This is a genomic window from Thermococcus sp. (genome assembly GCF_026991495.1).
Lineage (GTDB): Archaea > Methanobacteriota_B > Thermococci > Thermococcales > Thermococcaceae > Thermococcus.
Window position 1 is genome coordinate 22,594 of the sequence record NZ_JALXBJ010000086.1, and the last position, 12,620, is coordinate 35,213.

20 protein-coding genes and 1 pseudogene are annotated in these 12,620 nt (G+C 53.9%); all 21 read right to left on the minus strand.

Going from position 1 to position 12,620, the window contains the following annotated elements; all coding sequences use genetic code 11:
• Positions 1-14: 14 nt before the first annotated feature.
• Positions 15-1,196, minus strand: a complete 1,182-nt coding sequence (locus tag MVB78_RS10175) for a transposase (RefSeq protein WP_297490981.1) — start codon at positions 1,194-1,196, stop codon at positions 15-17.
• The gene (locus MVB78_RS10180) at positions 1,177-1,785 is read right to left on the minus strand and encodes an IS607 family transposase (protein ID WP_297490984.1); all 609 of its coding nucleotides are present in this window, start codon (positions 1,783-1,785) and stop codon (positions 1,177-1,179) included. The genes MVB78_RS10175 and MVB78_RS10180 overlap by 20 nt, the downstream gene beginning before the upstream one ends.
• A gap of 851 nt (positions 1,786-2,636) precedes the next feature.
• Positions 2,637-3,641: an RNA-guided pseudouridylation complex pseudouridine synthase subunit Cbf5 gene (locus MVB78_RS10185; RefSeq protein WP_297491067.1), complete on the minus strand. Its 1,005-nt coding sequence runs from the start codon at positions 3,639-3,641 to the stop codon at positions 2,637-2,639.
• A gap of 10 nt (positions 3,642-3,651) precedes the next feature.
• The gene (locus tag MVB78_RS10190; protein WP_297490987.1) at positions 3,652-3,891 is read right to left on the minus strand and encodes a type II toxin-antitoxin system HicA family toxin; all 240 of its coding nucleotides are present in this window, start codon (positions 3,889-3,891) and stop codon (positions 3,652-3,654) included.
• Complete coding sequence (locus MVB78_RS10195; RefSeq protein WP_297490991.1) at positions 3,863-4,084, minus strand: type II toxin-antitoxin system HicB family antitoxin; 222 nt, start codon at positions 4,082-4,084, stop codon at positions 3,863-3,865. Before MVB78_RS10195 ends, MVB78_RS10190 begins: the two co-directional genes overlap by 29 nt.
• 162 nt (positions 4,085-4,246) lie before the next feature.
• Positions 4,247-4,498 (minus strand): 50S ribosomal protein L14e, encoded by a 252-nt coding sequence (locus MVB78_RS10200; RefSeq protein ID WP_297490994.1) that lies wholly within the window; start codon positions 4,496-4,498, stop codon positions 4,247-4,249.
• Positions 4,499-5,077 (minus strand): (d)CMP kinase, encoded by a 579-nt coding sequence (cmk, locus tag MVB78_RS10205; RefSeq protein ID WP_297490997.1) that lies wholly within the window; start codon positions 5,075-5,077, stop codon positions 4,499-4,501.
• A 9-nt stretch (positions 5,078-5,086) separates the two neighbouring features.
• Positions 5,087-5,359 (minus strand): 50S ribosomal protein L34e, encoded by a 273-nt coding sequence (locus MVB78_RS10210; RefSeq protein ID WP_297491000.1) that lies wholly within the window; start codon positions 5,357-5,359, stop codon positions 5,087-5,089.
• Between the two features lie 41 nt (positions 5,360-5,400).
• The gene (locus tag MVB78_RS10215; RefSeq protein ID WP_297491003.1) at positions 5,401-5,922 is read right to left on the minus strand and encodes an EMC3/TMCO1 family protein; all 522 of its coding nucleotides are present in this window, start codon (positions 5,920-5,922) and stop codon (positions 5,401-5,403) included.
• Positions 5,915-6,505: an adenylate kinase gene (locus MVB78_RS10220; RefSeq protein WP_297491070.1), complete on the minus strand. Its 591-nt coding sequence runs from the start codon at positions 6,503-6,505 to the stop codon at positions 5,915-5,917. Before MVB78_RS10220 ends, MVB78_RS10215 begins: the two co-directional genes overlap by 8 nt.
• Before the next feature lie 69 nt (positions 6,506-6,574).
• Positions 6,575-7,990: a preprotein translocase subunit SecY gene (gene secY / locus MVB78_RS10225; protein WP_297491073.1), complete on the minus strand. Its 1,416-nt coding sequence runs from the start codon at positions 7,988-7,990 to the stop codon at positions 6,575-6,577.
• 36 nt (positions 7,991-8,026) lie between these two features.
• Entirely contained in the window at positions 8,027-8,488 is a 462-nt protein-coding gene (locus MVB78_RS10230; RefSeq protein WP_297491006.1) for an uL15m family ribosomal protein, read from the minus strand.
• A gap of 11 nt (positions 8,489-8,499) precedes the next feature.
• Positions 8,500-8,967 (minus strand): 50S ribosomal protein L30, encoded by a 468-nt coding sequence (locus tag MVB78_RS10235; RefSeq protein WP_297491009.1) that lies wholly within the window; start codon positions 8,965-8,967, stop codon positions 8,500-8,502.
• An 11-nt stretch (positions 8,968-8,978) separates the two neighbouring features.
• Positions 8,979-9,683 (minus strand): 30S ribosomal protein S5, encoded by a 705-nt coding sequence (gene rpsE / locus MVB78_RS10240; protein WP_297491013.1) that lies wholly within the window; start codon positions 9,681-9,683, stop codon positions 8,979-8,981.
• Positions 9,680-10,285 (minus strand): 50S ribosomal protein L18, encoded by a 606-nt coding sequence (locus MVB78_RS10245; protein WP_297491016.1) that lies wholly within the window; start codon positions 10,283-10,285, stop codon positions 9,680-9,682. Before MVB78_RS10245 ends, rpsE begins: the two co-directional genes overlap by 4 nt.
• A gap of 10 nt (positions 10,286-10,295) precedes the next feature.
• On the minus strand, positions 10,296-10,748 hold the full coding sequence (locus tag MVB78_RS10250) for a 50S ribosomal protein L19e (protein WP_297491019.1): 453 nt from the start codon (positions 10,746-10,748) through the stop codon (positions 10,296-10,298).
• Positions 10,748-11,131: a 50S ribosomal protein L32e gene (locus MVB78_RS10255; protein ID WP_297491022.1), complete on the minus strand. Its 384-nt coding sequence runs from the start codon at positions 11,129-11,131 to the stop codon at positions 10,748-10,750. Before MVB78_RS10255 ends, MVB78_RS10250 begins: the two co-directional genes overlap by 1 nt.
• Before the next feature lie 15 nt (positions 11,132-11,146).
• Complete coding sequence (locus MVB78_RS10260; protein ID WP_297491025.1) at positions 11,147-11,701, minus strand: 50S ribosomal protein L6; 555 nt, start codon at positions 11,699-11,701, stop codon at positions 11,147-11,149.
• 71 nt (positions 11,702-11,772) lie between these two features.
• A complete protein-coding gene (locus MVB78_RS10265; protein ID WP_297491028.1) occupies positions 11,773-12,165 on the minus strand; it encodes a 30S ribosomal protein S8 in 393 nt (130 codons plus the stop codon).
• A gap of 10 nt (positions 12,166-12,175) precedes the next feature.
• Positions 12,176-12,346 (minus strand): 30S ribosomal protein S14, encoded by a 171-nt coding sequence (locus tag MVB78_RS10270; protein ID WP_167910185.1) that lies wholly within the window; start codon positions 12,344-12,346, stop codon positions 12,176-12,178.
• A 1-nt stretch (position 12,347) separates the two neighbouring features.
• A pseudogene (rpl5p, locus tag MVB78_RS10275) lies at positions 12,348-12,620 on the minus strand (50S ribosomal protein L5); the annotation flags it as partial.

Sequence of the window (12,620 nt, forward strand, 5' to 3'; positions counted from 1 at the left end):
GGTCCCCGTTCTGGTTAGCCGTAACTTGTGTAAAGTTCGTAAATGTCATTACGGCTAACCTTTCCTCCTCCCATCTTCATTGGAGGGCTTTCGGGGGGAACGGAGACTCCCCACATCTTCAGGCCTCTCAAACGAATATTCCAACTCCCAACCACATCACGGTCGGCCTCAAAACCACAGTTTGAACACTTCAAAATCCTGTGCCCATTCGGGCTTAGTTTCCCCCCACATACTGGACACAGGGATGAAGTGTAAGCAGGGTTAACAAAAACAACCCTAACACTCTTCAACTTCGCTTTGTATTCGATAATTGACTGAAGTTTCCTAAAACTCCACCTGTGGAGACGACCGTTCATTTCAGCCGAATACCTAATTGAATCCCTAATCTCCGTCAAATCCTCCAGAGCAATACCGCCATACTTCTCAGCCAGCTCAACGATTTTATTAGCCAATTTGTGATACAGGTCGTTAAGCCTGTTCCTCTCCCTCTCCCCATATTTTTCGAGAAGTTCCTTTCTCTTCCTTCCGCCCCTCAGCTTTTTCTGAATTTTCCTTCTCTTCACATAGTAGCCAGTCCTGATTTCCCGCTCGTGAGTGATTATCTGCACAAACTCCCCATTCGGGAGAGAAAGCGTTACGTTATTCTCGTTTAAATCCACACCGACAAAGGCCTTAGGTTCCCTAACCTCGACTTCCTTCGAAAATACAACGTTCAGGAAGACTCCTTTTGGAGTTCTCACCAACCACGCTTGTCCAACCTTCCAATCCTTGAACCGCTCGTGATACTTAGCGGCATAAAACTCCATCTTAATCCTCCCGCTCGGAGTGGAGAGTTTCACCATTCCAGCCTCAAGGTCGAGTTTGAACAAGTGGTCGTCCAGCGTTATGACTTCTTTCTTAAAAACAGGCTTTCCCTTAGCCTTTCCCTTCTTTCTCCTTTTTCTAAAGCTCTTGAATATCGCCGTCGCCATCTGACAAGCCGTGTAAAGGTAATGACTCGGCAGTTCTGGATACTCCTTGCGTAAGCCCTTGTAAGTCTCCTTTTTCAGCCGATAAAAGCTCGTAACGTTGTTTTCGAAAGCGTAAGAGATGAGAAAATTCACGATTTCCCGATAAGTCCGGAAAAGCTTGTCTAATCCTTCGGGTGTTTCTTTTAGCTTGAATTTTGCGGTGAGTTTAATCGTCTCTGAGGGCATTCTTTACCGCCTCGACAAGGCGTTTTTTCTTGTGAGAACGCATGCCATAAAGCTTTCCAGCGAAGGAGGTCACAATGGCTAAAAGGTCTTCGACCAGTTCTTTCTCCGGCGTTTTATCCTCGTCGTCAAAGATGACTTCAATCTCAACGCCGTGGGAGTTGAAGTATTGTTCGAGGTATTTGAAGCCGAAGCGGGTGAGCCTGTCCCTGTAAGTTATCACGACTTTTCCAACTTCTCCACTCTCGACGAGTTTGAAGAGTTGTTTCAAACCCCCCCTGTTCTCGTTTAGGCCGGAGGAGATGTCGATGAGGATTTTGGCCACTTGGTAGCCTTTGGAGGAGCAGTAGTTCTTGAGATATTCCACTTGCCTCTCAAGGTCTTCTTTTTGGTCTCTGCTTGAGACTCTGGCGTAAACCACAACTTTATCGAGGGTTTTGCCTTCAAGGAGTCTTTTGATTTCGCTTTCTGGAATGCGGTATTCTCTACCAACTTTGTATGCTTTAATCTCGCCGGCTTTAATTTTTCTGAGGAGCGTTGGCTTGCTGATGCCCAAGAGTTGTGAGGCTTTTCCCGTTCGATAAAGCCTCATTCAACCCGCACCAAAAGAAGTTATGAAGCAAAAATACTTAAACTTTACGCTTTTAATTATCCATGAAACAGTCCCACAAAAATTGGGAGGACATTTACCTTATAAACACCATAAACTAGCTAAAATAGTAAACGGAAGTGGCATAAGGTGCTTCAATTTCATGCTTGGTCACCCTCGATCTGTTGTAGTGTAGAAAAAGAAATAAAAAGCTTGCTACAACTGCACAACTAGCTATACCTAATAGCGTCGCTGCACAGGCAAAGCACCCTGCTGCCCCGGTACCTAAACACAGCAGGCAGGTCCAGGCAGTAAAAATGGTAGCGCATGCCGGGATACATTACTTTTTTTTCTGAGAGCCTTGCCCCTTGGGGCGGTATGCGGTGAACCACCAAACAGCCATTAGGTCATTGAAACCCTTTTAAATTGTTTTCATCCTATTATGGCCTCGGAGAGGCCACTCAAGAACAACCCGATGAGATGAGGGGTTTCACGTTACCACTCTGCTTTAGAGTGGTTTGACGCCGGGAGGCGTCTCTAAAAGACTGCCCGTTGGGCGGTTTGAAACCAACGAGCGGCCTTTAGACAATAACCCCAATCCGGCTCTGGCCGGTAGGGGTAACGGGCACAAGACCGAGCCCTCGGGCCGAACCAAAACCGGCAACGGGAGTAGGTGAATGAGTACCCGTAAACCTCCCCGAGATTGACGAGGGGGTTAAGCCGAACCCCCAACTAAGGCGGAGAAGAGGTCAGAACCTGAGCACATAGCGGGCATGTTCCCAATGCTCAAAATCCAAGGCCTGCAATGCCGCCGAGGCAGGATATTATAGATGAAACTTTGCTTGGCAAAGTTTCTACCACATTTTTGGATACCACTCCCTCGGCATGAACACCTTGTCAACATCTACGGCTATGCCCTTGCTCTTTTTCAGCATGTCCGCACTGCTCATCTTGGCCTTTCCGAGGGCAACTAACTCATCCTTTAGGGTCATCACTGCCACGAGATCGCCGGGCTTTATCCCCTTGTGAAGCTTGACTATACCTGGAACGGCTAAATCAGCGCCGTAGGTAACCGCCGAAACGGCGGAATCCCTTATCCACACCTTGGGAAGGTGCTCCACCGCTTTCTCCATCGGCTGTATCGCTTTCCTGAAGTACTTCTCTATGCCATCCTCCCTCCAGAAGTGGTAGTAGTCCACCAGATCGTGGAGGGTCACGAGCGTCTCGTCCTCCTTGAAGGGTCCGCTTCTGGTTCTCCTCAGCTCGGCCATGTGGGCACCGACACCGAGGGCCAGGCCTATGTGGTGGATGAGTGAACGGATGTAGGTTCCTGCCTCAACCCCAACTCTAAAGAGCACATCCCTTCCATCAATCTCGAGCACCTCGATGTAGTAGACCTTCCTCGTCCGCAATCTTCTCTTGACCGCGCTCCTCAGCGGCGGCCTCTGGATTATCTCGCCCTCGAATTCCTTCATGACCGCGCGGATTTTGTCCTCGGGAACGTCACCGTGGAGGTGCATCAAAGCGACGTACTCCTTACCCGCCGGGAGGAGGGCCTGAACCACTCTGGTAGCCCTCTCAAGTGCGACAGGTAAAACACCGCTCACCTTGGGGTCAAGGGTTCCGCCGTGACCCGCTTTTTTTAGGTTGAAGAGCCTCTTTATCCACGCAACCACCTCGTGGCTTGTCGGCCCAGGTGGCTTGTCGAGGTTTATTATGCCGAACTGCATGTGCATCTCCATGGGCCTCTTCTCCGGTGGAAAACCCCACTTTGGATTGGTCTCGGCCCTATCGTCTTTAACCAAAACCTCACGCTTTATGTCAGCTGGCAGGATTCTCCTGACTTCGTCCCTCGCCATGAGCATCACCTTATGGGTCTTCCAACGCTTTGATGAAGTCCTCCTTGCTTATTTGGGCGAGTCTTAGGACTCCCATCAATGTGCCGGCTTTTAACTCTTTGTGAAGCGGGACGACTGTACCGATTTTTCTGCCGTTTACATATTTAACAAGGACAACATGGCTTCTCCTCTGTCTGGACACCTTAAAATCAAACTTTTTAATGAGAACTTTAACTACTTCCTCACCCGAGAGCCTTGGCAATCTGGACATTGATATCGCCCACGAAGGTTATTCTATCAAGTTCTTCCTTCAATTCCGGAAACTCCTCAAGGTAGAGCTCCACTGCCTCTCTCAAGTTCTCAATGGCCTCCTCTATGGTCTCACCCTGTGTTGTCACCCCAGTGAAGACCTCCTTTATTACATAAATGCCCTCCTCTTCCCAGATGACCGCGTGTAGGTTCATGCTCTCACCCTGCTAAACTTTTAGACACTCCTTTATAAACTCACCTAATACTGGAGGAATGCATGAGAAAGCCAGTTCAAATGGGTGAACCTTTGACAGACGAGAACGAAGTGTGAAGAAACACCGAGAACCTATTAGAAAGGGATATGAGGCCAAGAGGCCTCACTCAAGGCTGATTCCAGCTCCCTCAAGGGCCTGCCTTATCTCCTCGTCTGAGGCGCCCCTGGCGATGTTCACCTTCTCCGGGAGGGGCTCAAGGTGCTTGATGTTCATCCTCCTGCGCTTGACCTTGTTGAGGCCAGCGCCGGTGACGAGGACGAAGTTCCTGTCGATTACGTCGGCAACGACAACCTTCTGCCCCGCCCTTCTCCCTGCGATAACCACGGCAATCCTTCCAACCTCAATAGCCGGCATTCATTCCACCTCCTTTCTCTTTTTCCTACCCCGCGTCACCGACGGGGAAAGGTGGTCGATGGCGGCCTTCACTATCGCGAAGACCCCATCAGGGCCCCAGTGGGCCGTGTTTATTATCAAATCGTAGATTGATTTGTCCTCGATGTCGATCCCATAGAGGTTTAAATACCTTTTCCTGTTCCCCTTCTCGCGCTCCGCTATCCTCACGAAGGCCTCCTCAACCGAGATGCCCTCCCTCTTAGCGACCCTCTTAGCCCTCTCCATTATGGGGGCGTCGAGCCAGATCTTGAGGTCGGCGTGCTTAACCATCCAGCCGGCGAGGCGGCCCTCGATGACCACGTTGCACTCGTTGGCTGCCTCAACCTGTCTCCTGTCAACCTCCCTGTCTACCTCGGGGTGGAGCTCAGCGTACTTTTGAAACTCCTGGAGCGTCATGCCCATTTCCTTCGCCATCTGCCTGAATATCAGACCGGCGTAGATGTGCTTGAAGCCGTAGTGCCTGGCGAGGTTCCGGCAGAGAGTGGTCGTTCCGGAACCGGCCAGGCCGCTGACGGTTATGACGAGGCAGCCCCTTGACATGGGAGCACCTCAGAGGGAGATGCCAGCCCGAACCTGGGCCTTTATGAGCTTTCTCATGCAGCTCGGGCAGAGGTTCGGATACGGCCGCTCTGGCCTCTTGGCGGTCTTTGGAAGCTTCCTGAGCTGGCTCGGCCTTCCGCGCGGAACGCCGTTGAGGGGTCTCCCGCACATTGCACAGTGAGCGACCTTGGGCTTTCTCCTCTCAAAGTGTATGACCGTCCTTCCGCCGGGGGTTCTGACGTATTTCCTCTTCCATGACCTTGACCTGTACATAGGTTTCATGTTCTCACCCCGCAACCCCATTCAGTGGAGCGTTTTTAAATTTAACCCATGTCAAGGAACTTCCTGAGCACCATGCCGACGACGTAGCTCGTGAGGAAGTACCAGCCCAAGTAACCGAGCTCGTCCGGCCTGAGGGCAGAGTGGTACCAGCTGTGGAACCAGTCGAAAAGGAAGAAGTTGAAGGGCAGTTTAACTATGGCAACTTCAACGTACCACCTCTTGAGCCAGGCGAAGAAGATCCAGAAGATGGGAAGAGTTAGGAGCATCGGCACGAGGGTGTCCTTCATCATCTCACTCTGCATCTTCATGAGCTGCATCTGCTTCTGCTGGGCCTTTTTGATGCGCTTTTCGTCGCCGCTTTTCTGGGCTTCCCTGAGCTCTTTCTGTACCTCCTTGGCGAGTCTCTGAACCTTCTTCGTCTTTTCTATGTCGGTCATGAAGTAATAGAGGAGGGTGTAGGAGCCGCCGATTATGAATCCAGCTAAGGTTATCGCGAAGAGGGGATGCTGGACGATGTAGCCCCCGAACAGACCATCAAGGAACTTGTAAACACCTTCAATCATACTCCCTCACCGCCAGGTTCAGTACTTCAATCAGTTCATTTACGGCCTCCTCAAGGCCCTTGTCTTCATGGTTTTCGATCACCTTTATAAGGGCATCGGAGTGCATGGCGTAGCTCACAGCGGCGGCCCTGTTGAGATCCTGGTGTCTCTGTATCTGCTCCTCGGTCTCAACATCCCTATCTCGTTTCAGATCGCGGAGGCGCCTCCCCAAGATCTCGCTCGGAGTGGCCTCTATGATGACAATGTAGTTCGGCTTTATGGTCTCAATGACCTCACGGGGGAAACCGAGAAGATAGCCCATTGGAGTACGTATCGTGGCGTGGGTGTCGAGGAGGACCGGTTCCCTCTCGGCCATCTCAACGACCCTTCTCGCGGCACCCAGCTGGAGTTTTTTCTGAACCATTGGATCGAGCTTTCTCATGCCGTCCCTGTGCTTTACAAGGCCGGCTTTGAGAGCCTCCTCAAACATCAGGTCACCGAAGTTAACGAGTCTGAACTTTATGGCCGTCCTCTGGAGGGCGAGCCGCGTAATGGTGCTCTTCCCAACCCCCGGAATGCCGGTTATCATGACCACAAACGGCATGAGCATCACCCTCGAGCTAACCCCGAGGGAGTAGGGCGGTTGGTTTAAAAAAGTTGGCAAAAGGAAAGGTCACTTGGCGAAGAACCTTCTCAATGCGGGGAACATCTCAGTCGCCTGCTCCCTTGCTATCTCCTCGTAGAACCTGTAGAGGATGCCAACGGTCAGGAGTATTCCTGTTCCCGTACCCAGCGCCCCAAGGAGGTCTGCGAGTATCGCGACTATAGCTAAAGTGAAGGAGCCCCAGAAGGTGACGTAGGGGATGTACCTGTTGAGAACCCTCTCAAGTATCCTCGGATCCCTCCTGAACCCCGGTATCTGAAGCCCTGCACTCTGGAGCTGTTTTGCTATGCTCTTTGCATCGAGGCCCGTCAGCTCAACCCACAGGAAACCGAATATTATAGACCAGATTATGGTCTGCACTGCATAGGCGAGCGCCTGGCCGGGATGGTTTATTAAGAGGTAGATGTCCCTCGGTGGATAGGTGTACTTGGCGAGGCCCGAGACGGGGATGTTTCCCTGGAAAGTGCCGAGCCAGTTTATGCCCCTGTTGTTCAGGAGTCTCGCCCAGAGCTGGATGTTGGAGTAGAGGGCCATCGTGAGTATGATCGGGATGTTGCTGACGTACATGAACTTTATCGGGTACCTCCCGCGGACGGTAACGCGGCCGTAGCTTAGCGGTATCTCCACGCGCATTGTCTCGAGGTAGACCACTATTAGGAACACGATTATGGTGGCGGTTAGCTTTGCTATGTCCGGAACCCCGGGGCCCCTGTAAAGCGCTCCGGTCAGATCCCCCCTTGCGAGGTGCTGAATGAAAGCAGGTATCGCACCGCTGAGCTCATTTGGGTTACTTGGGAGGGCAAGGGGGTTGAGGGATCCGACTATAACCCTCTGGGAAACCCCAGCGGCTATGAACAGGCTTATACCGCTCCCAATTCCCCATTTGCTAACCAGTTCATCCAGAGTTATGAGGAGGGTTGAACCGAGGCCCAGCTGGAGTACTAAGAGGCTCGCCATGCCCCAGCCCATCGTCCTGGTTGCCATGTCAACCTGGAAGGTACCCACCCCAGTGGAGACGATGCCGAAGGCCCCTGCGAAGACGTAGATGGCCGCCTCGAAGAAGGCCATGAACACGGAGAACAACCTCTGGAGGGCCTGGTAAAACCTCCTGTCCTCGGGATCAGATAGGTCAAGCCGGAGTATCTCCGAGCCCACGAGCAGCTGAAGGATGATTCCAGCGGTGACGATTGGACCGATACCGAGGGTTAAAAGCGTCCCGTTCTTACCGGCCAGGACAAATCTCAAACTGGCGAAGTAGTCCTGGGATACCGCCGTCTTGTAGAGGGGTATCTCCGCGAGAACGAAGTAGAGCAGGAGAACTATCCCGGTCCACATGAACTTCTCCTTCAGGGGAACCCTGCGCTTAGGCCTCTCAACCTCGGGGAACCACCGTTCCATGGCATAGATTATCTCCCTGGCGCCCATCTCCAACACCCTGCGTCTTTGAAAATTGAAGGGAAATCAGACGAGGATGACCTCGCCACCAGCGGCCTTGATCTTCTCCTCGGCCTTCGGGGTAACCTTCTTCCCCGGGGCCTGGGCGATTTTGACGACGAGGGGCCTGCTGAGCTTTCCCGCGCCGAGAACCTTGTCAATGCCGAGCTGTGTTGCATCAAAGATCAGCCTGCCCTCCTCCTCGTAGATTACGCCCTTGTTTTTGAAGAGCTCGAAGTTCTCGTCTATCTCACCGACGTTTATGACGGTCGGGTTGTACTGAACGGCCTTTGGCCTGTGGAAACCCCTCTTCCCGAGCCTCTCTGGAGCGTACTTTATCGCCCATGTGAACTTCTGATCCTTCCTCTTTCCAGTTCCTGCCATTCCCCGGCCGCCCTTGCTTCCACCGCCGCGGTGCTTCTTCTTGCAGCCCCAACCGTGAGTGTGACTTCCACGGAGCTTCCTAACCTTCTTTCTCCTCCTAATCATCTCTCGCCACCTCAGAGCATCCTCTCAATGAGGTCGTTTATCTTCTCGCCGCGGTAACCTAAGGCGCCCCCCTCCTTGAAGGAGCGCTTCTTGGTGCCCTTGAGGCCACCCCGGGGGGGATGAAGCCTGAAGACGGGCTTGATGTTGGGCAGGTCGGTGAGCTTTGCCTCCCCACTCACAACCTTCTCGGCGAACTCGTCAACGCTCATCCCGAGCTTCTCCCGGATGTAGTCTTCAGTTACGGGCCTGTTGCCGATGAGCCTGCCGCGCTTCCTTATGAGCTTCGCGAGCGTCTCCTTGTCTATCTCTCCCCATGTGATGTAGTCCTTGACCTTCTGTATCATCCCGCGGTAGCTCGGTGTGTCGTCGACGAGGACGAGGTGGTTTATCCTGTGGAGGCGGAGCATCGCGAGGGTGTCCCTAACTTCGCCCCTCGCCCTTATCCCGCTCCTAAGCCTTATGAGAGCTAATTTGGCCATCTCCTCCCACCTCACAGCTCAAAGCTCTGCGGCATCGCCCTGCCTACCACAATGCCGTACTTCTCCTCCATACCCGGCTGAATGGCGACCTTGTTTGTGTTGTAGAGTGCGTTGAACACCGCTTTGGCAAAGTTGACGGTGGTCCTCGTCTCACCGAGGGTCTGGGACCAGACGTCCTGAACGCCCGCCAAGCTGAGTATCTTCTTGCCCACGTCGCCGATGACAAGACCGAGGCCACGCGGGCCGGGCATGAGCTTGACGCGGACGCTTCCCTCCTTGCCCTCAACCGCGAATGGGATTGAGTGCGGTCTCCTGCAGCGGCACTCCCAGCTCCCACAGCCGCGCTTTATCTCGATGATGTTCATCTTGGCGTAGTTGATCGCCTTTCTGATGGCTATGCCGACTTCCCTTCCGTGACCTATCCCAAGGCCGACGTAGCCGTCCCTGTTTCCAACTGCCGCAAGAACCCTGAAGCGGATCCTCCTCCCGCTGTCCGTCATCCTGACCGTTAAGGCTATGTCCAGCACTTCCTGGTTCTCCCTGAGGTTGGTCTCAGGGAGGAGGATGTCAACTATCTCCGGCTCCTTTATCTGGTACCCCTTCCTGAATATCTCGTGTATATCGGTTATCTGCCCATCCTTGACAAGCTTGCCGAGCTTCGTCCTCGGCTCCCACTCCTCAAGAACCCTCTGGGCCATCTCTCTCGGATCGCTCATTCTCCCGCCCCCTCAAACTTCTCAATTATCCTCGCCTTGACCTCATCGAAGTGCTCGGGGAGTCTCTCGGGCTCAAGACCCCTAATCAGATACCCCCCGAACTGTCTCCGGTAGATGGTCTCATCCTCCTCCCTCAGGGCCTTGGCATAGCCCGCGACGTGCTCGCCCCTTATCCTGTATTCCTCGGGGTAGATCTCCTCGCTGTGCGGGACTTCCAGCCCGGCGTCAACCGCACCCTTCAGGACCGCGAATACGCTCGAACCCCTGGTCGGTGGATGCAGCCCGATGTCGAGGATGGTCCCCTCGATGCCGGCCTTCTTGGCCTTGTAGCCTATGAGGAGACCGAGCAGATACGCTGAAGGCGTGTTTCCGCCGTGGCCCTTCCAGCCGAAGTCCCTCATGAGCTCCCTCGTATGTGCGGAGACGATGGTCCTGTCGCCTTTAGGGTCGTAAACGACTATCTGAGCTATGTGATGGTTGAGGGTCTTTCTCACAACGAGCCTGGGCTTGCCAGACTTGAGGAGGGCGAGCCTCTTGTGATAGTTAGTCTTGCCCTCTCTCCTCCTCCTGAAAGGAACCCTATACCTCGGTCCTCTCGCCATTTATCTCACCTCACTCCTTCAAGATACCGTGCTCCTGCATGAACAGGTAGAGCTGCCTCTTGTTCTTGAACTGGCCGCCCTTGGCCCTGATGTAGAGCCTCCTGTAGGTGTGAGCGTCGAGCTTTCCCTCGGTCTTGAGCTTTCTGAGTTCCTTCCTCAAAGCCCTTATGGTCATCATCCAGCGCTCCTTCTTGCCCATCCGAGCTGTCTTCTTACCCTTCCTGCTTCCCGGGCCCCGGTGGCGGCCCTTCTTTTTGGCCTCCTGATAGGCCCTTGCGCGAGCCCTGCTCTGTCCACTGACGGGCTTCTTCTTTATAACGCCGTCGTGAATGAGCCTCTTTATGTCCTCCCTCGTTATCGCGGAGGCCACGTCGTCGATCTTCTCGGGGTCTATCCACACCCTGTTCTCGCCGCACTTCAACAGCTCGGCGGCAATCCTCCTCTGCATCTTGAGCATGAGCATCACCTCGCGTTGAGAACCTTAATCCCGAGCTCCTTGGCCTTAGCAACGATGAGCTCCCTCTTCCTCCTTCCAACGGTCCCGGCTATCCTCGCCGCCTGCCTGCTCGGGTCTATTGCTTCCAATTCCTTAACGTTGTGAACGAGGACTTCCTCGTAGCCGCTCGGGTGAAGGCCCCGAACCGCCCTTGGGGAACCCCATCCTATGCTCGGTGATCTCAGCTTGCCCTTCTTCTTGAGCCTCATCTTGCTGTCTATCCCCTTCGGCCTTCTCCACTTGGGGTTGTTCTTGAACTTCGGGAACCTCCACCACTCCTGCCTCAGGAAGCGGGGCTTTTTCCTCTTGATCCTTGCCCTTATCGTCATGAGTCTCGCCTTCTCGTTCATCCCCCACACCTCACGTCAGAACTTAATGGGTTTACCCGCCTTTTCAACGATGTAGATCCCATCCTGGAAGACGCGCCTGTCCCATTTGGTTATCCTGGTAGCCTGCTCGATGTTCGCGGCGGTCTGACCAACGGCTTCTTTGTCTATTCCCTCCACGATGACCTCCTGCCCAACAACCTTGACCGTTACTCCGGGCAGGATCTTGGCCCTCCTCGGGTTCTTCTCGCCGAGGAAGTTCTCTATGACCACCTCGTCTCCCTGAACCTTGACGGTCATCGGGAAGTGGCTGTAAACGACCTTGAGCTTGTAGGTGAAGCCCTCGGTTACCCCCCTGATGAGGTTGGCTATGTGGGCTTTGAAAGTCCTCGCCATGGCCACGTCCTTCCTCCTCGGGAACTCCTTGTAGACGACAACCTTTCCGTCCTCCGTGAATATTCTCATCCCGGGGTACTCAAGCTCCCTCTCGAGCTCACCCTTGGGGCCCGCAACCCTTATCCTGCTGCCCTCAACGGTGACCTCAACCCCCTCCGGGACCTCAACTTCCTCACGGATCCACGCGTCTATAGGCATCTCTCTCCCCCCAGCCAGATCCTCAACACGTCTTTCCACTCCATACCTTCAACTCTCCTTCGCGCATTCGCTCAGTAGACGTAGGCTATCAGCCTTCCACCAATGCCCTTCTCGATGGCCTCTTTGTGGGTCATGACACCCTGGGAGGTCGAGACTATCAGGATGCCGAACTCGAACGCCGGCAGGAACCTCTTCTCCCACTTCTCGTAGTCCCTCGCCTTAACCGGAAAGCGGGGTTTTATTGCTCCAGCCCTGTTTATCTTTCCTATCAGCTGAACCCTGTAGATTCCAGCCCTGTTGTCGTCGATGAGCTCAAACTCTCCTATGTACCCGTTCTCCTGCATAACCCTCAGGACCTCACCGATGAGCTTGGAGGCGGGTTTCAGGTAAACTTCCTTCTTGCCAACCCTCTCGCTGTTGGTCATGTGGGAGAGGGCGTTGGCTAACGGATCAAGCAGGGTCATCCTCCTCACCTCACTCGTACTTCTTGAACCCCAGCTTGGGGGCTATCTCCCTAAAGCAGTGCCTGCAGAGCATTAGGCCGTGGATCCTTATGACCGGGCCGTACTGGCCGCAGCGCATGCATCTCCTCGCGCCCTTCCCAAACTTCCTCGGCTTTTTCTTGTTGTAATCGGCCTTCGCCATCTCACAATCCCTCCACGTTGGCCTTCAACTCCTCAACAGCGAAGACAATACCCTCTTCCTTGGTCAGCTTGTGCTTAGCTGGAAGCTTCCTCCTCTGCCTCTTTCTCTTGGCAACCCTGAAGCCCGGCCTCTCAAGAGTAACGCAAACGTCCATCCCGAAGATGCCTATCTCGGGGTCGTACTCGACGCCCGGTATGTTGATGTGCTCCTGGATTCCAAAGCAGAAGTTGCCGTGCTCGTCGAAGTTTCCGGCTTTGAGCTTCCTGTCAACGGC